The organism is Micromonospora sp. NPDC047812 (genome assembly GCF_040704175.1).
Lineage (GTDB): Bacteria > Actinomycetota > Actinomycetes > Mycobacteriales > Micromonosporaceae > Micromonospora.
Genome location: NZ_JBEYRY010000011.1, coordinates 120,935 through 143,976, shown reverse-complemented (window position 1 = coordinate 143,976; position 23,042 = coordinate 120,935). Strand labels below are relative to the sequence as shown.

Genomic DNA, 23,042 nt, shown 5'->3' with positions numbered 1-23,042 from the left:
ACGGGCCCCCGCCATCCGCGCGGATGACAGGGGCCCGTCCCGCACCGGTCAGGTCAGCGGGACCTGGCGGGCGAGCGCGGCACCGCCGGCCTCGAAGGCGGCCAGGACCGAGGTGGGCGTGCCACCGGTCGCCGGCACCAGGACGGTCACCGGGCGGCCGGAGCGCACCTGCACCGTACGCTCACCGAGCGACCGGTCGCCGTCGGCGGTGTGCAGGTACACCGTGCCGGCGCGGTCGGCCCGGACGGTCACCTGCACGCCACCGGCCACCTGCCGCTGGCCGGTCAGCCGCAGCGCCCGCTCGGGCAGGCGGGCGACGGCGGCCGGAGCCACGCCGTCCACCGCCGACTGCGCGATGGTCTGCGGGCTGTGCACGCTGCGGGCGGCGGTGTCCGGGAAGACCGGGGCGCTGGGCTGCCGCTGGGCCGGGGTGAGGCCGGGCAGGGTGACCAGGCCGTACCGGTACGGGTCGGCCCGGACGCCGGTGAAGGTGGACCAGCCCAGCCGCGACTGGGAGCTGAGGTCCTGGGTGTCCGAGTCGTACACCAGCACGTTGAAGCCCATCCGCGCCGGGTCGATGGCGTCGGGCAGCACCGCGAACGGGATGCGCGCCTCGATGGTGTAGCCGGCGTACGGCGCGGTGACCTTGCTGACGACGGTCATCCCCGGGGCGGTCGTGGCCCCCGGTCCCTGCCGGTTGTCGGCGTCGCGCTGCCAGCACGGCGGGTCGCCGTTGGCGGGGTCGTCGGTGACCGGGAAGATGCCCGCCTTGAACACGGTGGAGGTGTCCGTCGAGTTCCCCTTCGGGTCGACGATGATCTCCACGCTGTCGGTGCGCCGCTGCCGCTTGCAGTCCTGCGGCACCACCTTCTTGCCGAGCACGTCGTCGGTGACCTGCACGAACACGACGAGCGCGTCCTCGGTGAAGGCGATCCGGCCGGTGGCCGAGGCGTCCTGCGGGGTGGTCGCCTGTCCCTCCCAGATGCGGGACAGGTCCAGCTTCTCGCCGGGGTACTCGCCGGGGGAGGCCATTCCGTCGACGGCGTGGTCGTGCCCGGCGTGCGGCACCTCGCTGGTCGGCACGATCTCCAGGGCGCCGGTCTCCACGGTGCTGCCGGCGGCGCTGGTGGTGGTGATGGTGATCCCGTAGTCGCCGCCGTCGCCACCCTCGTTGGCGGTCGGCAGGCTGGCGTCGCTGTTGGTGACGGTGAAGGTGACCGCCCCCGTCGCGCCCGGCGCCAGGGCGGCGTAGCTCTTCGTCGCCGCGTCGGCGGTGAAGCCGGCCGGTAGGCCGAGGGCGACCGTGCCGCTCTGGGCGGTCTCGCCGTGGTTGCGCAGGTCGACCCGGACCGTCCGGCTCTTGCCGGAGCCGATGGTCAGCACCGGCTTGATCAGGGTGTCCAGCTGCGGGTAGCCGCTGTCGCCGGCCCAGCTGCGGAACAGCCCCACCTCGGGCAGCGGCTCCAGGGTGCCGCGCACGTCGGCGACCACCCGGACCGCGCGGTCCGTGCGGCCGGTGCCCTGCCCGGTGGTCAGGGACGCACCGATGAGGTGCTGCTCGTTGGTGTCGGCGCCGGCGGGAACGGTCACGGTGAAGGTGGCGGTCCGCTCCTTGCCGGCCGGTACGGCGCCGCGCACCGCACCGGAACCGCTGGCGGTCCAGCCCTGCGGCAGCCGCAGGGAGACCCGGGGCGAGGTGAGTGCTCGGTTGCGGGGCGCCCGCACGTGCGCGGTGACCTCGACGCTCTGCCCGGGGGCGAGGTCGAACCGGTCGGCGGTCAGGTAGAGCTCGGTGCCGCCGGGCAGCCCACCGGCCGCCGGGGGCAGCACCGAGCCGCGCAGGATCGCCTCGGGGGAGGTGTCCGCCGGGTCGTACGGGACGCGGCTGTCGACCAGGGTGTAGAAGTCGCAGCGGATCTTCGCGGGGTCGGTGGGGGCGGCGGCGGTGTTGGCCCAGCCCTGGGTCACGTAGTCCCGGCGGGCGTCGACCTCGACCTCGGCCCAGGTCTTGCCGCTGGCGCTGCGCGCGCCCTCCCAGACGCCGAACACCTGGTCGGTCGGGACGGCCGGCACGAAGCCGGTGGCGCACTGCGGCCCGGTCGACGAGCTGCCGGTGCCGCCGGTACGCAGGAACTTCGCCGCCCGGAACGGCTTGAGCCCCTCCTTGGTGACCTGCTCGGGGAATGCGCTCGGGTCGGCGGCGGCGTGGAACGCCTCGGCGGCGAAGCGGGCGGCCTGCTGGTGGTTGCCGTGGTTGCCGGGCGTGGGCGACGGGTTCATCGTCATGACGATCTCGGGCCGGGTCTGCCGGATCACCCGGACGATCTGGGCCAGGGTGTCGTCGTGCCCCCAGATCTGCTCGGACAGGGGCGCGGACGCGGTGTACCAGAAGTCGACGCGGTCGAGGTTGTACAGGTTCTCCACCCCGGCGCGGCCGATCGCGGTGCGCTCCTCGCGCTCGCGGATGATGCCCAGCGGTGGGCCCTCCTCCAGGCCGACGGCGTTGCCGCCGCCCTCGCCGCGGGTGATGGTGACGACGCCGGCCTTGGCGCCGTGCTTCTCCTTCCACTGGCCGAGGGTGGCGAGGCTGCCGGCCTCGTCGTCGGGGTGTGCGCTGACGAAGAGGACGTCCAGGTCGACGGCGTCGGTCGGCCGGGCGTCGGAGGGGGCGGCGAGGGCCACGGCCGGTGTCCCGGACAGGGCCAGGGCGAGCGCCGTGGGTAGCAGGAACGCCTTGAGACGCATGCAGATCCTTTCGCGTGACGCGAGGTCCGCGCAGCGGCCGGCGACGTCGGACGCGGGGCGTCGACGTGGGGTCGCGGTCGGACGGTGAGAGGGCGGGGCAGGGGCGCCGGGCAGAGGGAGCGCCGGCGTCACCTCAGGTGCGCAGCGGCACGGGGGTCCGTACACACTGGAAGGCCTTCGCCCGGTGACGCTAGGACCGGCGCGATGGCCCGTCAATGCTTTGCAAGGTCTTTCTTCATTTGCGAAAGAAACTAACTCCCGGCCAGGCAAGGTGTCGCTGGCGGTGAGCTCGCCCGTCCGGCGGCCTCGGCGAGGCCCGCAGGAAGGGCGTTTCTGCTGCTCACGAAGGAGGCCGCAAGGTAACGAGACGGTTTCGTTACTTGACTCGATAGTTCGTTCGCCGTAGGAAGGAAGTGTGACAGACGTGGTGACGCCACCAACGAGCCCGGTGAGCCGGGAGCGGTCGAAGGAGATCAAGCGGTTGTCCGTGATCTCCACCGCCCGCCAGGTGCGGGTGCTCTCCCGCGCCGAGCTGACCGAGCTCACCGGGCTGAGCCCCGCCACGCTCACCCCGCTCGTGCGCGAGTTGATCGCCGAGGGGTACCTCATCGAGCGCGGCCCCGGGACCTCCCGCACCGGCCGCCCGCGGGCGATGCTGGAGTTCAATCCCCGGGCGGAACTGGTCGCCGCCGTCTCTCTGGAGCCGTCCCGGATCAGCTGCGAGATCGCCGACAGCGACGGCGCCGTCATCGCCCACCGCGCGGTCCGGCTCGCCGGCGACATCGTCGACACCATCTGCCGCTCGGTGCCCGAGCTGGCCGGCGACGGGCTGCCGGCGCTGCGGGGGGTGGCCATCGCCGCGCCCGGCGTCTCCACCGGCGGCGCCGTGCGTCTGGCCCCTTCGGTCGGCCTCGTCGAGGGGCGGCCGGTGGGGGAGTCGGTGCAACGGCGGCTCGGGGTGCCGGTGGTGGTGGACAACGACGTGAACCTGATGGCGGCCGGCGAGCACGCGGTCGGCGCGGGCAGCGACGTCGCCGACCTGCTGCTGCTGCACGTGGCCGACGGCATCGGCGCCGGCCTGGTGCTCGACGGGCAGGTCCGCCGGGGTGCCGGCGGGGCCGCCGGCGAGGTCGGTTTCCTGCCGCTGGACCCGACCGACCGGGGCCACGACGGGATCGGCCCGTTCGAGGCCCGCTGGTCGGAGAACGCCATCGCCGAGCGGATGGTGGCACTGGCTCCCGGGCGGCGGCCCGACTCGCCCGTGGCCGACCTGGTCGCGCTGGCGGCCATCGACGACCGGGCCGCCGCCTACCTGGACGACGTGCTCGCGGCCTGGTCGCGGCTCATCGTCTCGTGCGTCTGCGTCGTCGACCCCGGGCGGGTGCTGCTCAGCGGGGCGGCCGCCCACCTCGACGACGCCGCCGTCGACCGGCTCCAGGCGCTGGTCGCCACCGCCGCACCGAGCGCCACCGAGGTGCGCCGGGCCGTGCTCGGCGACCGGGCGGTGCTGCACGGGGCGGTCAGCTACGCCCTCTCCGCCGCTGCCGCCGGCATGCCCACCCTGCTGCCGACCCCTTGACCACACACCACGCACACCGCAGTTCTCCCCACACCCTCGGAGGTACCCCATGAGACGTCGACTTCTCCTCGCCGGTGCGCTCGCCACCGTGCTCGCCGCCGGCACCGCCTGTGGCGGCGGCGGTGGTGGCGACGACGCGGCCGGCGGCGCGAGCGCCGAGAAGCTGACCATCTACACGGCCCGCGACAAGAAGGTCTCCACCTACGTCGTGGACCAGTTCACCGCCAAGTACCCCGAGTACAAGGGCAAGGTCGAGATCCTCAACCTGGGCGCCCAGGAGATCCTGGAGCGGGTCCGGGCCGAGAAGGCCAACCCGCAGGCCGACGTCTGGTGGGGCGGCACCCAGCAGGGGCTCTCCGCCGGTGCCGGCGAGGACCTGCTGGCCTCCTGGCAGCCGGCGTTCGCCGGCAAGATGGACCCGAAGTACAAGGACGCCGAGGGCCGCTGGTTCGGGGAGATCCTGCTCCCCGAGGTCATCATGTACAACAACAAGGCGCTCACCCCGGAGCAGGCCCCGAAGGACTGGGACGACCTGCTGAAGCCGGAGTGGAAGGACAAGATCATCATCCGGGACGTGGCCGCGTCCGGCACGATGCGGTCGATCTACGCCGCGATGATCATGCGGCAGTCCCCGGACGGCAGCAACCCGCAGCCCGGCTACGACTGGCTCAAGAAGCTCGACGCCAACACCGGCGCGTACGCGGCCAACCCCACCGACCTCTACCTGAAGCTCTCCCGCCAGCAGGGCGTGCTCAGCGCCTGGAACCTCCAGGACGTCCTGCTCCAGGCCAACCAGTCGAACATGCCGTTCGGCTACGTGATGCCCGCCTCCGGCGCCCCGGTGCTGGTCGACGGCATCGCCGCGGTCAAGGGCGGCAACACCACCGGCGCCCAGAAGTTCATGGAGTTCCTCTTCGACGACAAGCTCCGCGCCGACCTGGCCAAGGACTACTACCAGATCCCGGCCGTGGACATCGCCGAGAAGCCGGAGTGGCTGGCCCAGCTCAACCTCAAGCCGCTCGACGTCAACTGGGACGTGATCGGCAAGAACGAGACCGAGTGGATCAACCACTGGAACGGCCAGATCAAGAACAAGGGCTGACCGCCCGGGCGTCTCGGGGGCGGGCCGGTCCCGCCCCCGCGCCCCCACCTGACGACCGTCCAGGTCCGGTACCGCACGAAGGAGAGGACCTCATGATCGATGTCACGCTCGAGTCGGTGAGCAAGCGCTTCGCGCGCGGCGGCGACACCGCGGCCGTGGACGACGTCGACATCACCATCGCCGCCGGGGAGTTCTTCACGCTGCTCGGCCCGAGCGGCTGCGGCAAGACCACCACCCTGCGCATGGTGGCTGGGTTCTACTTCCCCACCTCCGGCCGGATCCGGTTCGGCACCGAGGACGTCACCCGCCGGCCGCCGAACAAGCGCGACACCGGCATGGTGTTCCAGAACTACGCGCTCTTCCCGCACATGAGCGTCGCGCAGAACGTCGCGTACGGACTGAAGATCCGCAAGGTCGGCCGGGTCGAGGCGCGGCGGCGGGTCGAGGAGGCGCTCGGCCAGGTGCACCTCGCCGGCTACGGCGACCGGCGCATCGACGAGCTTTCCGGCGGCCAGCAGCAGCGCGTCGCGCTGGCCCGGGCGCTGGTGATCCGGCCCCGCACCCTGCTGCTCGACGAGCCGCTGTCGAACCTCGACGCCAAGCTGCGCGAGGAGACCCGGGTCGAGATCCGCCGCATCCAGCGCGAGGCCGGCACCACCTCCATCTACGTCACCCACGACCAGGCCGAGGCGATGGCCATGTCGGACCGGATCGCGGTCATGCAGTCCGGCCGGGTGCAGCAGATCGGCGCCCCGCAGGAGATCTACCACCGCCCGGCGACCAGCTTCGTGGCCCGCTTCATCGGCCGCAGCAACGTGCTCAGCCTGCCGGTGGTCGCCGCCGCCGCGCAGACCGTCACCGTGGGGCTGCCCGCCGGCGGCGAGATCACCGCGCCCGCCCCGACGGACCACGGCCTGCGCCAGGGCGACACCGCGCTGGTGTCCGTCCGTCCCGAGCACATCGGGCTGACCTCGGCCACCGAGGCGGGCGCGCTGCCCGGCCGGGTCACCGAAGTGGAGTTCACCGGCATGGCCACCAACCTCGTGATCGACGTGGCCGGCGAGCCGGTGCAGGTCGCCGCGATCGACGTGCCGGCCGGGATCGCCGCCGGCGACCAGGTCGGCCTGCGGCTGAACCGGGAGCGGATGTGGGTGGTGCGCCCGTGAGCACCATCCCCGCCACCCCCAGCCCGGCCACCGTCGCCCCGATCACCGGCGAGCCGACGCCGCCGCGCGGCCCGCGCCGCCGCCTCGCCGACCGGTTCGCCGGCGGCACCGGCTCGCGCTGGTTCCCGTACGTCCTGGTCTTCCCGCTCGCCCTGATCCTCTTCGGGTACGTGGTGCAGCCGATGTTCGCCACCTTCGCCGAGAGCGTCGGCGTGGACGGCGTGGAGAACTACGGCAGCTTCGTCACCGGCGGGGGCGTGGCCCGGTCCTCCCTGGTCACCTCGCTGATCATCTCCGCGGCCAGCGTGCTGCTCTGCGGCGTCGTGGGCGTGGCGATGGCCTTCCTGCTCAAGCGCTTCTCGTTTCCCGGCCGCAAGCTGATCGAGGCGATCATCCTGGTGCCGGCGGCGCTGCCGCCGCTGATCGGGGCGATCTCGTTCCAGCTGCTCTACAGCGAGACCGGCATCCTGCCGCGGGGCCTCCAGCAGCTCTTCGGCGCCGAGAACCCGGTGCTGCCGTTCAGCGGCATCGCCGGGGTGCTGGTCGTGCACACCTTCACCATGTACCCGTACTTCTACCTCTCCGCCTCGGCCGCGCTGTCGGGGATGGACCCGTCGGTGGAGGAGGCGGCGTACAACCTGGGCGCCGGCCGGGTCCGCGTGTGGCGCACGGTGCTGCTGCCGATGCTCACCCCGGCGCTGGTCTCCGCCTCGCTGCTGGTGTTCATGACCTCGCTGGCGTCCTACACCGCCCCGCTGCTGTTCGGGGTGGACCAGACGATGACCATGCAGATCTACATCAACCGCACCAACGGCGACCTGCCGATGGCCTCCACGTACGCCTCGGTGCTCGGCGTGGTCTCGGTGCTGTTCCTGCTCGGCATGCGCTGGTACGAGGGGCGGCGCAGCTACCGCTCGCAGTCCAAGGGCGTCGCCGCGCACCGCCGCGAGATCACCAACCCGCTGGGCAGGTGGCTCGCCCTGGCCGCCTCGGTCCTGGCCACCGCGGTCCTGCTCGCCCCGGTGGCGACCATCGCCCTGGTCGCCTTCTCCGAGGACGGCTCCTGGACCACCGAGGTCATCCCGGCGGCGTACACCACCCAGAACTTCGTCACGATCTTCTCCGACCCGGCGGCGTTCCAGCCGATCCTCAACTCGTTGCAGATGAGCCTCATCGCCACCGTCGCCTGCGTCGTGGTCGGCGTGCTCATCGCGTACGCGGTGCGCCGGCTGGACTTCCGCGGCCGGGGCCTGCTGGACGTGGCGGTCATGCTGGCCTGGGCGCTGCCCGGCACGGTGGTGGCGATCAACCTGATCTCGGCGTTCAGCACGGGCAACGCGTTCAGCTTCGGGCAGGTGCTGATCGGCACCTTCTGGATCATGCCGCTGGCGTACTTCGTGCGGTTCCTGCCGCTGGTGTTCCGGTCCAGCTCGGCCACCCTGGCGCAGATCGACCCGTCGCTGGAGGAGGCCGCGCGCAACCTGGGCGCGTCCTGGTGGCGGGCGTTCGGCACGGTCACCCTGCGGCTGATGCTGCCCGGCGTGGTGGCCGGCGCGCTGCTCGCCTTCGTGCACGGCGTCGGCGAGTTCGTCGCCTCGGTGCTGATCTACACCTCCGAGACCGCGCCGATCTCCGTGGAGATCAACAACCGGATGTACTCGTTCGAGGTCGGCACCGCCGCCGCGTACGGCATGCTCCAGGTGGTCCTGATCTTCGTGGTGATGGTGGTCTCCGGCCGGCTGGAAGGCGGCCGGCGCTCCAGTCGGGAGGCGGCCAGGTGGACGGCGTGAGCGCGGCCTGGCCGTCGGGCGGCGGGCTGGTCCCCGCCGCCCGGATCCCCGGCGGTGAGCTCGGGGCGGTCGCCGAGGCGGCGGACTTCGCGGTGCTCCCGGTCGGCGCGGTCGAGTGGCACGGCCCGCACCTGCCGCTGGGCACCGACCTGATCCTCGCCGAGGGCTTCGCCGCCGAGAGCGCGCTCGGCGGCGACGACGCGGTGCCGTCCGGCGGCGGCACCCCGGACGGCACCGCGACCACCCCGGCCGGCGGGCACGCGACGGCGGGCCCGCGCGGGGTGCTCTTCCCCGCCGTGCCGTACGCCGCGTGCCCCGGCCAGACCCGGCCGTGGCCCGGCACCGTGGCGATCCGGCCGGAGATCGCGGTCGGCTACCTCGCCGACGTGATCGAGGGGATCGTGGCCGCCGGGTTCCCCCGGCTGCTGATCGTCAACGGACACGACGCGAACATGTCGACGGTCCGGGCCGCCATGGAGTGGGTCTCCGGGCGGCGCACGGCGAGCCTGCTGCTGGTCAACTGGTTCCAGCTGGTCACCCCGGCCGAGACCGCCGAGCTGTACGGGCCGCTGCCCGCGCGCGGGCACGGCGGGGCGTACGAGACCTCCGGCGTGCTCGGCTTCGACCCCGACGCGGTCCGCCTCGACGCGGTCGCCGACCTGCCGCCGAAGCCGAAGCTGCCGGTGACCCACCCGTACGTGCTGGTGGAGTCCCGGCCCGACCCGTGGCAGGGCTGGTCCGGGCACATCTCGCTGGCCGGCGAGGAGGCCGGTCGGCGGGTCCGGCAGCTGGCCGGCACCCGGCTGCGCGAGGTCGTCGCCGCCTGGGTGGCCGCCCCGCCGCCCGCCCCGCCCACCGACGCCCCGCTGCCCACCGCCGCGACCGCCGGCGGACCCGAGCCCGAGGAGGCGCCGTGACCGTCGACCGCGGACTGGACGTCGTCGACTTCCACCTGCACTTCCGCATCGGCGCCGACGAGACGATCCGGGCCTGCGAGCACGCCGCCGACATGCACCCCGGCGGCGAGCACGAGCGCGCCGTACGGGCCGCCGGCTCCGCCCCGTACGCGCGGCAGTGGCGGCAGGCGTGGGGCTTTCCCGACCCGGAGCCGCCCGCCGCGCGCTGGCAGGACGAGGCGGACCGCTGGGCCGAGGAGCTGCGCGCGGTGAACGTGCGCCGGGCGGTCTTCGTCACCGGCGGCGGCAACGACACCGTCGCCGACGTGGTGGACCGCCACCCCGACCTGCTGCTCGGCTTCGCCCACCACGACCCGTACGGCGCGGACGCCGCCGCCGAGCTGGAACGCGCCGTCGTCGAGCGCGGCCTGCGCGGGCTGAAGCTCTTCGCCCCGCTGCTGCGCGGCCCGCTCGACGACGAGGCACTCGACCCGCTCTGGGACGCCGCCCAGCGCCTCGGCGTGCCGGTGCTGATCCACATCGGTCACTACGGCAGCGCCGGCGGTCTGTCCCACGGCCGCTACGGCGGCCCGGACGAGCTGGCCCGGATGGCCCGCCGCTTCCCCGAGCTGGCTGTGGTGGTGCCGCACTTCGGCGTCCAGCACGTGCAGGACCTGCTCTTCGCCGCGTGGGGCTGCCCGAACATCCACGTCGACACCTCGGGGTCGAACCAGTGGGTGCGCTGGATGCCGTACAAGCTGACGCTGGAGGAGCTGTTCCGGCGCTGCTACGAGACCATCGGCCCGCACCGGATCGTGTTCGGCAGCGACTCGTCGTGGTTCCCGCGCGGGTACGTCACCCGCTACCTCGACGACCAGCTGCGGATCTGCCGCGAGCTGGGGCTGCCCGACGACCACCTACGCGCGATCTTCGCCGGGAACGCCGAGCGCCTGCTCGGCCTGGACGCCTGACCGGCTGACGCCCGGGCGCGGCGCGCGACGCCGCGCCCGGCACGGAAGGAAGTAGAGACCGTCATGAGCACACCCGCGCTGACCACCTACCAGCGGCACCACCTGCGGCCGACCTACGACCACCACGTCGGGTACCTCTTCCCGGCGATGGTGCGGGCCAGCCAGGCCCACGTGGTGATGCTGGTCGAGCAGGGGCTGGTGCCCGCCGAGCGGGGCGCCCGGCTGCTGCGCGGGCTGGCCGAACTGCGCGCCGACACCGCCGGTGCGCCCGAGTTCGACGGCACCTTCGAGGACACCTACTACCTGATGGAGAAGCGGCTGGCGCAGGCGTGCGGCATCCCCACCTCCGAGCTCGACGTGCAGATGGCCCGCAGCCGCAACGACCTCGACGCCGGGGTGTTCCGGATGCTGCTGCGCGACCAGCTCCTCGGGGTCCTCGACCGGGTGCTCGCCGCCGGCGCGACCGCCCTGGACTCCGCGCACCGCTACGCCGACGTGGTGATCACCGGCTACACCCACCGCCGGCCGGCGCAGCCCACCACCATCGGGCACGCCCTCGCCGGCTACGCCGAGGCCCTCGCCGGTGAGGCCGTCGCCTACGCCGACCTGATCGACCAGCTCAACACCTCGCCGCTGGGCTCCTGCGCCTTCGCGGGCACCGACCTGGACATCGCCCCCGCAAGGGTGGCCGAGCTGCTCGGCTTCGACGGCCTGGTCACCAACTCGTACGAGGCGGTGGCCGGCGCCGACCACCTCGTGCGGGTCGGCACCCTCAACGCCCAGGCCCTCGCGACCGGCGCCCGGCTGGCCCGCACCCTGATGGACTGGCTGAGCTGGCGCTGGGTGACCACGCCCGGCGACTTCACCCAGGGCAGCAGCATCATGCCGCAGAAGCGCAACCCGGTGGTGCTGGAGCACCTCGTCTCGATGGCCGGGGCCACCGCCGCCGACGCCGCCAGCGTGCTCAACAACGTCGGCGCCGCCTGGTGGGAGGACTCCAACAACGCCACCACCGACGTGCAGGTGCGGCTCTGGGAGAGCAACGACCGCACCGACCGGTTCTTCGCCCTGCTCGGCGGCTTCCTCGCCGAGATCGAGCCGCTGGAGCCGCCGTCGGCCGAGGAGATCGTCGCCTCCGGCGCCACCACCACCGCCGCGGCCGACGCGCTGACCCGGCACGGGGTGCCGTTCCGGGCCGCGCACTCGGTGGTCGGCCGGCTGGTCCGGGGCGGGGCCCCGGCCACCTGGACCGCGCAGACCGTCCGGGCGGCGGCCGACGGGATCGCCGACGGGCTCGACGACGACGCCGTCGCCGACCTGATCGCCGCCGCCGTACGCCCGGAGCTGGTGCTCGACCGCGCCCAGGTCGACGGCCCCGGCGCGGACGCGGTGCGCGCCCAGGTGGCGGTGCTGCGCGGCACGTTCGACACTGTCGCCACCCGGCTGGCCGGCGTGCGCGCCCGCCTCGCCGCCGCCGACGAGGCGCTGGACGCGGTCGCCGCGCAGGGGGCGGCCCGATGAGGGCCCGCGACGCGGCGGCCGGGACGGTGGGGGTGGCCCGGTGAGCGTGCGACTGGCCGGCCGGGCCGCCCAGTTGGCGCCGTCGGCCGGCGACGCGGGCGTGCTGCTCGGCATCGACTTCGGCGGGACCAAGATGGCGGTCGGAGTGGCCGACGGCGAGGGCCGGCTGCTGGCCCGCGAGCGGGTGCCGACGTACGCCGAGCGGGGTGCCCCGCAGGCCCTGGACCGGGCGCTGGAGCTGGCCGCGAAGCTGGTGGGGGAGGTCGGCGCGCCGGCCGCGGCGGCCGGGATCGCCTCGCCCGGCGTGGTCCGCTCCGACGGCATCGACCTGGCCCCGAACGTGCCCGGCTGGGACGGGCTGCGCCTGGCCGACGCGGTCCGGGACCGGCTGGCGGTGCCGGTGGTGGCGGTCGACAACGACCTCAACGCCGCCGCCCTGGCCGAGCTGCGGCTCGGCGCGCTGCGCGACGCCGACCCCGGCCTGGTGGTGGGCCTGGGCACCGGCGTGGCGGCGGCGGTCACGGTCCGCGGGTCGGTGCTGGCCGGTCATCACGGGGCCGCCGGCGAGATCGGGTACGCCGTGGCCGGTGGCCCGTGGCCGGGCACGATGCTGGAGCTGGGCTTCTCCGGCCGGGCGTTGGACCGGCTCGCCGAGTCGCTCGGCGTGCCGGGCGGGGCGCGGGGGCTGGCCGCCGCCGCCGAGCGGCCCGGCCCGGCCCGCGACGCGCTGACCGCCCGCGCCGACGAGCTGGCCCGGCACCTGGTCACCTGCTGCCTGCTGCTCGACCCGCAGCGGGTGGTGCTGGTCGGTGGGGTGGCCGGCAACGCGTTGATCCGCGGCCTGCTGGGGGAGCGGATGGCGGCGGTCCTGCCGTACCCGCCGGAGGTGGTGCTGTCGCGCTTCGCCGACGACGCCGCGTTGCTCGGCGCGGTCATCCTCGCCCGCGAGGCGGTGCCGACACCCCGCTGACCGGGCCCGGCCGGCGCAGCCGCCGGGCGCGCCGATCCTTGCAAGTCCTTGCAGAGCACGAAGCCGGCGATCCACCATGGATCGCCGGCTTCGTGGCTTATGGGGGTTGTGTACGGGCCCTGCCGGGGGTGTCGGCAGTATTGCCATGAAATTTCGAGAAGTTTGCTGCAAGGTATTGCAGTGCCTGCCAGCAATCGAGCATTGTCTTTGCTACGCGGACGGCCGTCCCCTCTCGTCAGTGCCTCTTCGTCCCCGGAAGAAGGTCTCCCTGTCATGGCACGATCGAAACCGCCCCTGCGCGCCCGCATCCCCCGCCTGCTCCTCGCCGCCGCCCTCGTGGCGTCCGGCGCCACCCCGGTCGTCACCGCCGCCGCCCCCGCCCACGCCGCCGTCACGCTCAACGACAGCGAGGTGACGGCCAACCTGTGGGAGTGGAACTGGAACTCCGTCGCCGCGGCCTGCACCGACCACCTCGGTCCGGCGGGCTACGGCGCGGTCCAGGTCGCGCCGCCGCAGGAGTCGGTCAGCCTGCCCACCAGCGCCGACGGGGTGCACCCCTGGTACGAGGTGTACCAGCCGGTGTCCTACAAGCTGGAGAGCCGGTTCGGCAACCGCCAGCAGTTCGCCGCCATGGTCACCGCGTGCCACGCCGCCGGCGTACGCGTCTACGTCGACGCGGTCGTCAACCACATGGCCGGCGTCAACAACCCCGCCGGCACCGTCGGCTACGCCGGCACCACCTTCACCGGCTACGGCTACCCGGCGGTGCCGTACGGCCACGGCGACTTTCACCACCCCGGCGACAACTGCCCGACCTCCGGCGGCATCACCGACTGGAACAACGAGTCCCAGGTGACCAGCTGCGAACTGCTCTCCCTGTCGGACCTGTACACCGAGAAGGAGCAGGTCCGCGAGAAGATCGCCGCCTACCTCAACGACCTGATCGGACTGGGCGTGGACGGGTTCCGCGTCGACGCGGTCAAGCACGTCAAGAAGGCCGACTTCGCGGCCATCCTCGGCAGGCTCAACAACACGGTCGCGGAGAACAAGCGCCCGTACGTCGCCCAGGAGATCTTCGACGGCGCCTCGAACGACGCGCTCAAGGCCCGCGCCTTCATCGGCAACGGCGACGTGCTCGACTTCGCGTACGCCAAGGGTCTGCGCTCCAGCTTCCAGGGTTCGATCGCGAACCTCGCGAACATTCCGAACTGGAACCTCGACGCGCCCGGCGCCAACGTCTTCGCCATGGTCACCAACCACGACCTGGAACGCGACGGGGTGGTGCTGTCCTACAAGAACGGCAGCGACTACACCCTGGCCAACTACTTCGCGCTGGCGTACCCGCACGGCAAGCCCTCGGTCTACGACAGCTTCACCTGGTCGAACCGCAACCAGTCGCCGCCGGCCACCGGCAGTGGCCACGTGACCGACACCGTCTGCGGCGACAGCTGGACCTGCCTGACCCGGTCCACCGGCATCAAGGGCATGGTCGGCTGGGCCAACACCGCCCGCAACGTCAAGACCATCTCGGACTTCACGGTCGTCAACAGCAACGTCGTCGGCTTCCACCGGGGCGATCGCGGGTGGATCGGCATCAACGACTCCGCCGCCGCCAGCACCGCCCAGTTCGTCACCGGCCTCGCCGACGGCGCGTACTGCGACGTCATCTCCGGCGCCGCCACCGCCGCCGGGTGCACCGGCGCCACGGTCACCGTGACCGGCGGCCGGGCCACCGTCACCATCCCCGCCAACGGCGCGGTCGCCATCCACGCCAACGCCCGGGGCGGCCCCGCCGCCAAGGTGGCCACCACGTTCACCGCCGCCGCCGCGCTGCCCGCCGACCGGACGCTGCACCTCGTGGGCGACACCCCGGCGCTCGGCAACGGCGACCCGGCCGCCGCCGTGCCGCTGACCCGTACCGGCACCGGCGCCTGGACCGCGACGGTGGACCTGCCGGCGGCCACCGCCGTCTCCTACCGGTACCTGGTCAAGAGCGGCACCACGGTGGTCGAGCAGGAGGCCACCAGCCGCACCTTCACCACGCCGGCCGGCGGGACGACGACCCGGACCGACACCTACCTGCCGGGGCCCGTCGGCGACACCGTCGCCACGACCTTCACCGTCACCGCGACCGTGACCGCCGGCCAGGAGGTCTACGTCGTCGGCGGCGTCCCGGCGCTGGGCAACTGGGCACCGGCGAACGCGGTACGGCTGCCCGCCGCCGGCGGGGTGTTCCGCGGCGTGGTCGACCTGCCCCGCTCCGCCACCGTGGAGTACAAGTTCATCAAGAAGACCGCGGCCGGGGCCGTCACCTGGGAGTCCGGCGCGAACCGGAGCCTGACCACCCCGGCGGGCGGCAGCCACACCGTCACCGAGACCTTCCGCGGCGACACCGCCGGGCCGGTCGCGACCGCCTTCCATGCCACCGCCACCACCTCCTTCGGCCAGAACGTGTTCGTCGTCGGCAACCTCCCCGCCCTCGGCGGCTGGAACCCCGCGAACGCCGTCGCGCTCTCCCCGGCCGACTACCCGGTCTGGCGGGCCACCGTCAGCCTGCCGCCGAACACCGCCGTCGAGTACAAGTACCTGAGGAAGAACCCCGACGGCTCCGTCACCTGGGAGGCCGGCGGCAACCGGAGCTTCACCACCCCGGCGGGCGGCACCCACACCCGCACCGACACCTGGCGTTGACGCAACGGTGGCCGGCCCCGCCCGGGGCCGGCCACCCGGCCTTCGGCGCCCGCGTCGCCGGTTTGAGCAGGACATCGTGAATCCTTGATGGATTGATAGGCTCGTCCGGCGCGGAGAGGTGCAGCGGATGAGCGAACCGGGCCGGGAGGCGCAGGAGGCGTTGGCCTGGTTCGTCGGTGAACTCAGGCGCCTCCGGCAGCTCTCCGGGGCCCCGTCGTTGAACACGTTGGTCGCCATCTCGACATCGCTGCGCCAGCCGCTGGCGCGCTCGACGTTGAGCGACAAGCTCAACGCCAAGTCACTGCCCGAGTGGCCCTTCGTCGTCGCCTTCGTCGAGGCGTGCCTGGCGCACGCCGACCGAGCCGGTATCCGGCTGCCGGCCGAGCTGGCGGAGATGAGTCACTGGGATGCGGCACACTGGCGGCTGCTCAGGATCGCCGACGCCGCCCGTACGGAGGACCGGCTGCGGGCTGCCGCCCACACCCAGCTGTGCCGCCGCTCCGGCGGCGGCAGCACACCGGCCGGGGAATCCGAGCCGCCGTCACCGCCGTCGCCCACCGACCGACCGACGGGCGTCCTCGAACTCGTGACGCCCCGGCAACTGCCGACGGCCGGACCCTGTTTCGTGGGTCGCCGGGCGGCGCTCGCCGGGCTGGCCGGCCTGCTGCCGCACGTGCACGGCGTGCCGGGCACGACGACGATCTGCCTGATCAGCGGCACGGCCGGCGTCGGCAAGACGACCCTGGCGGTCGGCTGGGCGCACCGGGTCGCCGACCACTTCCCCGACGGGCAGCTCTACGTCAACCTCCGCGGGTTCGACGCCACCGGGCCGGCGGCGAACCCGGCGGAGGTGCTCCGCGAGTTCCTCGAAGCTCTCGGCGTGCCGGCGCAGCGAGTCCCGGCGGGACCGGACGCCCGCTCGGGGCTGTTCCGCAGCCTGCTGACGGGCCGGCGTGTGCTCGTACTGCTCGACAACGCCGGCGACGCCGACCAGGTCCGCCCGCTGCTGCCCGGCTCGCCGGGCTGCCTGGTGGTGGTCACCAGCCGTGGGCACCTGCCGGGGCTGGTCACCATCGAAGGGGCACGTCCGATCTTCCTCGACCCGCTGTCGCGGACGGAGGCGTACGAGTTGCTGTCCTGGCGACTCGGCACGGACCGGGTGGAGAACGAGCCGGATGCGGCGGACCGGATCGTCGACGCGGCGGCCGGGCTGCCGCTCGCGCTGGCCATCGTGGCGGGACGGGCCGCCGCCCAACCGGGCCTCAGCCTCGGCCGGCTCGCGGACGAGCTGACGGGGCAGGGCGGTCTCGACCGGTTCAGCTACGGCGACGCGGCCACCGACATCCGCACGGTCTTCTCGTGGTCGTACCGCAGTCTGGACGCGACCTCGGCACGGGCGTTCCGGCTGCTCGGACTGCACCCCGGGCCGGACGTCTCCGTGCCGGCGCTCGCGAGCCTCGCCGGCGTGCCCGTGGCGGAGGCGGGTCGGACCATGGCGGCGCTCGTCCGCGCGAACCTGGTCTCCGAGCAGCTCCCGGAGAGGTACGTCCTGCACGACCTCCTGCGCGCGTACGCGGCCGAGCTGGTCGCCGGGCACGAGCCCGAGGAGGTGCGCGCGCAGGCGCTCGGCCGGCTCCTCGACTGCTACCTGCACACCGCCCACGCCGCGGATCTGCTCCTCTACGACCAGCGGGACCCGATCGACCCCGCCCCGGCCCGCACGGGCACAACGGTCACCGTGATCACGGACCGGGCGGAGGCGTGGCGCTGGCTCACCACGGAGCACCGGGTGCTTCTGGCCGTCGTCGGCCTCGCCACGGACGCCCGGTTCGACACGCACGCCTGGCAGCTGGCCTGGGCCGTCAACACGTACCTCGATCGCCTCGGGGCGTGGCAGGAACAGCTGATGGTCCAGGAGCGGGCGCTGCGCGCCGCGTCGCGGGTGGCCGACCGGGACGGCCAGGCCCGCGCCCACCGCAACCGGGCCGTGGCCTGCCTGCGGCTGGAGGACCACGACCAGGCCCATGCGCACCTGCACCGGTCGCTCCGGCTCTACACCGAACTCGGCGATGCGATCGGGAGCGCACGGGCCCACCTCAACCTCGGCATCCTGGCCGAGCGCCTGGGCCGCTACGAGCAGGCGCTCCACCACGCGCAGCAGGCACTCGGCCTGTTCGCGGCGGGGGAGAACACCAACGGGCAGGCGAACGCGCTGAACAACATCGGCTGGTACCACAGCCAGCTCGGCAACTACCAGCAGGCGCTCGACAACTGCACGCGGGCGCTGGTCCTGCAACAGCGGGTCGGCAACCGGTACTGGCAGGCGCACACCTGGGACAGCCTCGGCTACGTGCACTACCGGCTGGAGCAGCAGGCGGAGGCGATCCGCTGCTACGAGAACGCGCTCGCGCTGTGGCGGGAGGCGGCGGAACGCTACTATGAGGCCACCACGCTCACCCATCTCGGCGACAGCCACCGCGCCGCCGGTGCAGCGGACCTCGCCCACCGCGCCTGGCGCGGTGCGCTGGAGATCCTGGAGCAGTTGGGCCACCTGGACGCCGAGCAGGTCCGGGACCGGCTGCGCTCCGAGCCCGCACAGTCCTCCTGAACAGGCGCCGAGGCGCGCTCCCGGGGCGACGGTTTGCCGTCCCGGGAGTGACTCGTGGAAGAGGGTCAACGCCACTGCATGAAGTTGTTGACGACCGGCGCCGTGATCCGGGTGACGATGTTGTTGGTGGCGCCGGGCCCGGTGCCGTACGGTCCGCGGGCGAGGATCCCCAGCACCGCCGGGGTCGGGCACACGCAGTCCGGTGGCGGCGGGCACGGGCACGGGATCACCAGCCGCGGCGGCGTCGGGCACCAGTCGTCCGGGTCGGGCGTGTAGAAGACGGGGCTGCCCTCCTGCCCGCCGACGAGGGGGTGCCGGACGTAGAGGAAGCTCGTGCTCTCGGCACGGATGACGTCCTTGCTCGCCCACTGTCCGGACCGGTCGATCGGGTATCCCTGGGTCGACGTGCAGGATCCGGTCACGGGTTGGCTCGGGTAGCCGAGGCCGAGCCAGCCGGTCCTGGTGCCGATCGCGCAGTTGAGCTGCACCGCGCCGTAGTCGTAGGCCGGGTCGGCGGGGGTGGAGGCGTAGATCGAGCCGGTCCAGCCCGAGGGGGCGAAGAGCCGGACCGCCGCGCACGAGCCGAAGGGCGCCGTCGTGCCGTCGTGCCCCGGGTACGCGACGATGTTGGTACGCCAAACGCCGCTCGAGCCCCCGGAGTGCACGCAGTGGCCGGCGGTCGCGACCGTACGTTCGCTGATCATGAAGCCGGTGCACTGGCCGCCGGGGAACGTCAACCGGACGGTCGCCCTGGCGGGAAACGTGGTGGTCGGGCTGACCGGCACCCGCGTGTCGGGACCGAAGATCGCGTTGGTGCCGACCGTGGGAGTCGCGCCGGCAGCGGCGCCGGCCGCGGGGACCGTCACGCTCGTGGGCCGGTGACCGGCTGGTGCCGTGTCTCCGGCGGCGGGTCGGTCCTGAGCCGTCGCGGCAGCCGCCGGCCCCACCGGAGGCGCCGCGGTACCGACGACCACGGCGGCGAGGGCTACTACCGCCCATCTCTTCTTCAGCATGGCTCTCCTCTGGCCGGACGGGGCTCTCCCCGCGCTTGTGCCTGCGTAGACCAGGCTGCGGAAAGGCCATGTCGTCCGACCGGTTCCCGGACACCGGAACCCTCCGGCCGGACACCGAGATCTGCGCGCACGGCCGTCGCCCCTGCGGTGGCTACCATGGCTGCTCGTGGACGAGACCTGGCACGCGCTCCGCGCCACTCCGATCCGTGAGGTGCGCCGGCGCGCCGCGATCGTCAGCGAGCTCACCTTCCACCCGCCGACGACGGTCGACGCGGCGGAGCGCTTCGCCTGGGACGACAACGGCGGGCAGTCGACCCTCTGGCACTTCCTCGCCGACGGGCGGGCCCTGCTGCTGACCTTCGGTCCCGAGGCGGATCTGAGCGTGGGCTGGGACCAGTACGCCGCACAGGAGGCGCTCTACGGCGACGTCCCCGAGGACCTGGTCCGCCTGGTGCGCGACCGTCCGGCGAGCAGGGCGGCCGGCAACGTCACGGAGGTGCCGACCGGCCGGACGATCCACTGGGCCAGCGGCGTGTTCTGGTGCGACGGCGAGCAGTGGCGGGTGGCCGAAGGCCTGCTGGACCACTGCGACCGGACCGGCATCGACCCGATGATCGGGTCCGAGTTCGTCTACTGCCTGGACGTCTACCGTTTCGGCCGGGACTTCGTCACCCCGGAGGCCGTCGTCGCGGACACGGAGCACGGCTGGTACATCGACGCTGACGAGGGCGACGAGTTGGCCGCCGTCGAGGAGATCTTCGCGCGCTACGGCGACGCGGGACGGCCACCCGGTCCGGGCGCGTAATGTGACCTGTCGTGAGCGGGGAGTGCCGGTGCGGTGCCCCGGCCTGGTGGCGTAAGCAGGGCACCGTGCCGGCACCCACGGGTCCACCTTTCGACCGAGCCGACCAACTCACCGGGAGCAGGGCATGGGCCTCATCCACATCGAACTGTTCGCGACCCTCGACCTCGTCGGGCAGGCGCCCGGCGGCCCCGACGAGGACCCGGCGGGGTTCCCCTTCGGCGGCTGGCAGGCGCCCCTGCTGGACGAGGTCGCCGGGGCGCAGGTCGGTGCCGCGTACGAGGGCACGGACGCCCTCCTGCTCGGTCGGCGGACGTACGACATCTTCGCCGCCCACTGGCCGCACCAGGAGGGCGGCGAGGACGACGAGATCGCCACGCTCTTCAACAGGGTCCCGAAGTACGTGGCCTCCCGCGGCAGGCCCGACCTGTCGTGGGCCGGGTCCACCCAGCTCGGTCCGGATCTGGCCGGCGCGGTGCGCGAGATCCGTGACCGGCACGAGCACGTGAAGGTCGTCGGGAGCCTGAACCTGGTGCAGACCCTCCTGCGCGAGAAGCTCTTCGACCGGCTCGACCTCTGGGTGCACCCGATCGTGCTCGGCGTCGGCAAGAAGGTGTTCGACGGCGGCGCGGTGCCCACGAACCTCACCCTCCTCGAACCGCCGGTGGCCGCGCCGAGGGGCACCGTGTACCTGCGTTACGGGCTCGCCGGTGGCACACCCGCGACGGGGGACATGAGTGCACCCGATCGCGGACGCGACGACTGACGTCGCCCCACGCCAGGTGTCCTGTCACCGGCGGGTGGATCCGCCGGGCGCGGCCTCGCCGGCGCTTGCTCTCAAGCCCACTTCAACTTCTACCGTCGACACGTCAGACCTGATCGAGCGGACAGGACGTGGTCGGTATGGGCGTGCGGCGGACGGTACTGGTGACCGGGGGTACCGGGCGGGTGGGTGGGCAGGTCGTCGCCCGGCTCGTCGGGGCCGGGGACGTGCGGGTGCGCGTGTTGTCCCGCGATCCGGCGAGGGCATCGGTGGTCCTGGGGCCGCGGGTGGAGGTGGTTGGCGGTGATCTCGCCGTGCCCGACGGCCTGAGCGCCGCCCTGGACGGTGTGGATGCGCTGTTCCTCGTCTTCCCGTCGGTCACCGCCGACCGGGCGGCCGGTCGGTTGGTGGCGACGCTGGCCGAGCGGGTCGGGCGCATCGTCTACCTGTCCGCCCACGGCGTACCGGACGACCCGGACGGTGCCGCTGAGCCGGACGGGACCATCATGGGCTCCCACGCCCATGTGGAGGCCCTGATCGCAGGGTCGGCCGCCGAGTACGCCTTCCTGCGCTCCAGCGGTTTCGCCGCGAACACCCTGGCGTGGGCGCCGCAGCTCCGGCGCTCGGACGTACTGCGGTGGTTCGTGCCCCAGGCCAGCCGGGCCCTGGTGCACGAGGCGGACCTCGGGGCGGTGGCAGCGCGGTTGCTGACGGACGACCGGCACCACCGCGGGGCCTACCACCTGACCGGCCCCGAGCAGCTGACGCAGGTCGAGCAGCTCGCAGCGATCGGTGCCGCGCTCGGCCGGACGCTGCGTTACGAGGAGATGGACCCCGCGCAGGCCGCCGCCGAGCTCTTCCCTTCGATGCCGGCGGGCGTGGCCGCCGGCATCGTCGCCGGCCACGCGGCGATGGTCGCGCAATCCGAGCCGGTCACCGACACCGTCCGCCATCTGCTGGGCCGGCCCGCCCTGACGTACGCGCAGTGGGCCCGCGACCACGCCGAGGACTTCACCGGCCGGCGGTAGGGGCCTGTCCGGTCGACCGCTCGGGCCGGTCGCCGTTCGTGTCGAAGACGGGCGCGCGGCCGCGTCCGCGACCTACGTTGCCCCGAGCCACGGGCTGGAGCACTAGGCCGCCGACGCGGCCCGGGGGTCGTTCGGTCGGGTGCGCTGCGCCAACCCGGCGGCGGCAGGCCTGTCCGAGCGGCCCTGGCCGCCAGCCTGCCGCACCGCGTGCGGCGACGACTGCCCGGAGTCGGACCGGGCCATGCGCAGGGCGCGCTGGGCGTTGTTCCAGGCCGGGCAGGGCCAGGCCTGGCCCGCGCAGAGCAGGTTGCGGCACCCGCCGTCCCCGTCCGGTTCGTGGGCGTCGGCCACGTCCAGGGCGAGCTTCCACAGCAACGGGTCGGTCACCTCGGCGGGACGGTCTGCCTGACGGTCGGACCGGTCGGTGGTGTCGGACACGAGTTTGATCCCCCTTGAGCGCAGGTGCGATCTTCAGCTTCTCCAGTTTCCACGCCGCCGAAACCTCGACACCCCTTCCAGGCTGCGGAGCAGGGCCGCGGAGCCCTCCACCGGCAGCGGGACGGGCGAGGGCAGTGGGCCCTGGTCGTCACTCGGAGGCGTCCGGGCCTCGCCGCGGCCGGCGCATCCGCACCGCCGCGACGGCGGCGACGATCAGCAGGACCGCCAGCGCCGGCCCACCTGCGATGACCATGAGCCCCGCGCCGATGTTGGCGCCGATTCCTCCGGCGGTCAGCACCCGCCAGCCGAGGCCGACGAGGACGCCGGCTCCGACGAGCGGTGCCAGCACCCACCACCACCGGGGGTCGAGACGGCGTCGTGCGGTGGGCCGGAGCAGCCAGGCGAGCGCGACGACGACACCGACGCACGCCAGGACGCCGACGATCCGGTCGCCCGCCGGGCCGAGGCTCACCGGCCGGATCGCGTAGTCCAACTCGACGCCCTCGGCGGCGAGTCGTCGGGCCTCGTCGTTGGTCAGGTCGCCGATGAGCCACCAGGCAGCCACCGGTGTGCCGAGCACCAGGGCGAGCGCGGTGATCGGCAACGTCAGTCGGTGCGGCTCGGTCATGTGTGTCGCCTTCTTCCCGCGGGCCGGTCCACGCTGCTCGGGTAAGTATGTGGGCGGCCTCCGGGCAGGGCGTGAGCACACCTACTCACCGCCGGCCGCAAGGCGGCTCGCGGGTCCACCGGCGGCGCGGCCGGGACATCGACGGGGATTGACAGATCACTTTGTGTGCGCTGAGGATGACTCCAGTCCACCGACCTCGACCGGAACGCCCTCTCGTCCATCAGCCCGACGACGCTTCCGCGCCCGGCGGCGTCGGTCCGTCGCAACCGGACACCACCACCAGCTCCCCTCCGCCGCGTCGCGACGCGCGGTCGTGCACGCGCGACCGGCG

17 protein-coding genes are annotated in these 23,042 nt (G+C 73.4%); 13 read left to right on the top strand and 4 right to left on the bottom strand.

Annotation, left to right across the window (positions count from 1 at the left end; all coding sequences use genetic code 11):
- Positions 1 to 48: 48 nt before the first annotated feature.
- On the bottom strand, positions 49 to 2,745 hold the full coding sequence (locus AB0883_RS27210; protein WP_366644172.1) for a PIG-L family deacetylase: 2,697 nt from the start codon (positions 2,743 to 2,745) through the stop codon (positions 49 to 51).
- 415 nt (positions 2,746 to 3,160) lie between these two features.
- On the opposite strand from AB0883_RS27210, the gene AB0883_RS27205 reads away from it, so the two are divergent.
- The 10 genes from AB0883_RS27205 (at position 3,161) to AB0883_RS27160 (ending at position 18,039) form a co-directional block, all read left to right on the top strand.
- A complete protein-coding gene (locus AB0883_RS27205) occupies positions 3,161 to 4,324 on the top strand; it encodes an ROK family protein (RefSeq protein ID WP_366644171.1) in 1,164 nt (387 codons plus the stop codon).
- Between the two features lie 49 nt (positions 4,325 to 4,373).
- Entirely contained in the window at positions 4,374 to 5,426 is a 1,053-nt protein-coding gene (locus AB0883_RS27200; RefSeq protein ID WP_366644170.1) for an extracellular solute-binding protein, read from the top strand.
- Between the two features lie 92 nt (positions 5,427 to 5,518).
- Positions 5,519 to 6,592: an ABC transporter ATP-binding protein gene (locus AB0883_RS27195; RefSeq protein WP_366644169.1), complete on the top strand. Its 1,074-nt coding sequence runs from the start codon at positions 5,519 to 5,521 to the stop codon at positions 6,590 to 6,592.
- Positions 6,589 to 8,382, top strand: coding sequence for an iron ABC transporter permease (locus AB0883_RS27190; protein WP_366644168.1), 1,794 nt, complete (start codon positions 6,589 to 6,591; stop codon positions 8,380 to 8,382). Before AB0883_RS27195 ends, AB0883_RS27190 begins: the two co-directional genes overlap by 4 nt.
- Complete coding sequence (locus tag AB0883_RS27185; RefSeq protein ID WP_366644167.1) at positions 8,379 to 9,299, top strand: creatininase family protein; 921 nt, start codon at positions 8,379 to 8,381, stop codon at positions 9,297 to 9,299. Before AB0883_RS27190 ends, AB0883_RS27185 begins: the two co-directional genes overlap by 4 nt.
- Positions 9,296 to 10,249 (top strand): amidohydrolase family protein, encoded by a 954-nt coding sequence (locus AB0883_RS27180; protein ID WP_366644166.1) that lies wholly within the window; start codon positions 9,296 to 9,298, stop codon positions 10,247 to 10,249. The genes AB0883_RS27185 and AB0883_RS27180 overlap by 4 nt, the downstream gene beginning before the upstream one ends.
- A gap of 63 nt (positions 10,250 to 10,312) precedes the next feature.
- Entirely contained in the window at positions 10,313 to 11,770 is a 1,458-nt protein-coding gene (locus AB0883_RS27175) for a lyase family protein (protein WP_366644165.1), read from the top strand.
- Between the two features lie 40 nt (positions 11,771 to 11,810).
- Positions 11,811 to 12,740 (top strand): ROK family protein, encoded by a 930-nt coding sequence (locus AB0883_RS27170; protein WP_366644164.1) that lies wholly within the window; start codon positions 11,811 to 11,813, stop codon positions 12,738 to 12,740.
- A gap of 273 nt (positions 12,741 to 13,013) precedes the next feature.
- Positions 13,014 to 15,431: a carbohydrate-binding module family 20 domain-containing protein gene (locus AB0883_RS27165; RefSeq protein WP_366644163.1), complete on the top strand. Its 2,418-nt coding sequence runs from the start codon at positions 13,014 to 13,016 to the stop codon at positions 15,429 to 15,431.
- 127 nt (positions 15,432 to 15,558) lie between these two features.
- Positions 15,559 to 18,039: a tetratricopeptide repeat protein gene (locus AB0883_RS27160; protein ID WP_366644162.1), complete on the top strand. Its 2,481-nt coding sequence runs from the start codon at positions 15,559 to 15,561 to the stop codon at positions 18,037 to 18,039.
- A gap of 65 nt (positions 18,040 to 18,104) precedes the next feature.
- Here AB0883_RS27160 and AB0883_RS27155 read toward each other — a convergent pair whose 3' ends face one another.
- On the bottom strand, positions 18,105 to 18,905 hold the full coding sequence (locus tag AB0883_RS27155; protein WP_366644161.1) for a trypsin-like serine protease: 801 nt from the start codon (positions 18,903 to 18,905) through the stop codon (positions 18,105 to 18,107).
- Positions 18,906 to 19,218: 313 nt separating this feature from the next.
- On the opposite strand from AB0883_RS27155, the gene AB0883_RS27150 reads away from it, so the two are divergent.
- The 3 genes from AB0883_RS27150 (at position 19,219) to AB0883_RS27140 (ending at position 21,645) form a co-directional block, all read left to right on the top strand.
- Positions 19,219 to 19,857: a hypothetical protein gene (locus AB0883_RS27150; RefSeq protein WP_366644160.1), complete on the top strand. Its 639-nt coding sequence runs from the start codon at positions 19,219 to 19,221 to the stop codon at positions 19,855 to 19,857.
- 124 nt (positions 19,858 to 19,981) lie between these two features.
- The gene (locus tag AB0883_RS27145) at positions 19,982 to 20,620 is read left to right on the top strand and encodes a dihydrofolate reductase family protein (protein WP_366644159.1); all 639 of its coding nucleotides are present in this window, start codon (positions 19,982 to 19,984) and stop codon (positions 20,618 to 20,620) included.
- A gap of 161 nt (positions 20,621 to 20,781) precedes the next feature.
- Positions 20,782 to 21,645, top strand: a complete 864-nt coding sequence (locus AB0883_RS27140) for an NAD(P)H-binding protein (protein WP_366644158.1) — start codon at positions 20,782 to 20,784, stop codon at positions 21,643 to 21,645.
- A gap of 102 nt (positions 21,646 to 21,747) precedes the next feature.
- Here AB0883_RS27140 and AB0883_RS27135 read toward each other — a convergent pair whose 3' ends face one another.
- Positions 21,748 to 22,083: a hypothetical protein gene (locus AB0883_RS27135; RefSeq protein WP_366644157.1), complete on the bottom strand. Its 336-nt coding sequence runs from the start codon at positions 22,081 to 22,083 to the stop codon at positions 21,748 to 21,750.
- Between the two features lie 148 nt (positions 22,084 to 22,231).
- Positions 22,232 to 22,711 (bottom strand): hypothetical protein, encoded by a 480-nt coding sequence (locus tag AB0883_RS27130; RefSeq protein ID WP_366644156.1) that lies wholly within the window; start codon positions 22,709 to 22,711, stop codon positions 22,232 to 22,234.
- Positions 22,712 to 23,042: the final 331 nt, after the last annotated feature.

What these genes read in the sequence shown, in the direction of transcription:
- AB0883_RS27210 (WP_366644172.1), bottom strand. Translation starts at nt 2,745, where the DNA reads ATGCGTCTCAAGGCGTTCCTGCTACCCACGGCGCTCGCCCTGGCCCTG.
- AB0883_RS27200 (WP_366644170.1), top strand. Translation starts at nt 4,374, where the DNA reads ATGAGACGTCGACTTCTCCTCGCCGGTGCGCTCGCCACCGTGCTCGCC.
- AB0883_RS27195 (WP_366644169.1), top strand. Translation starts at nt 5,519, where the DNA reads ATGATCGATGTCACGCTCGAGTCGGTGAGCAAGCGCTTCGCGCGCGGC.
- AB0883_RS27175 (WP_366644165.1), top strand. Translation starts at nt 10,313, where the DNA reads ATGAGCACACCCGCGCTGACCACCTACCAGCGGCACCACCTGCGGCCG.
- AB0883_RS27165 (WP_366644163.1), top strand. Translation starts at nt 13,014, where the DNA reads ATGGCACGATCGAAACCGCCCCTGCGCGCCCGCATCCCCCGCCTGCTC.
- AB0883_RS27160 (WP_366644162.1), top strand. Translation starts at nt 15,559, where the DNA reads ATGAGCGAACCGGGCCGGGAGGCGCAGGAGGCGTTGGCCTGGTTCGTC.
- AB0883_RS27145 (WP_366644159.1), top strand. Translation starts at nt 19,982, where the DNA reads ATGGGCCTCATCCACATCGAACTGTTCGCGACCCTCGACCTCGTCGGG.
- AB0883_RS27130 (WP_366644156.1), bottom strand. Translation starts at nt 22,711, where the DNA reads ATGACCGAGCCGCACCGACTGACGTTGCCGATCACCGCGCTCGCCCTG.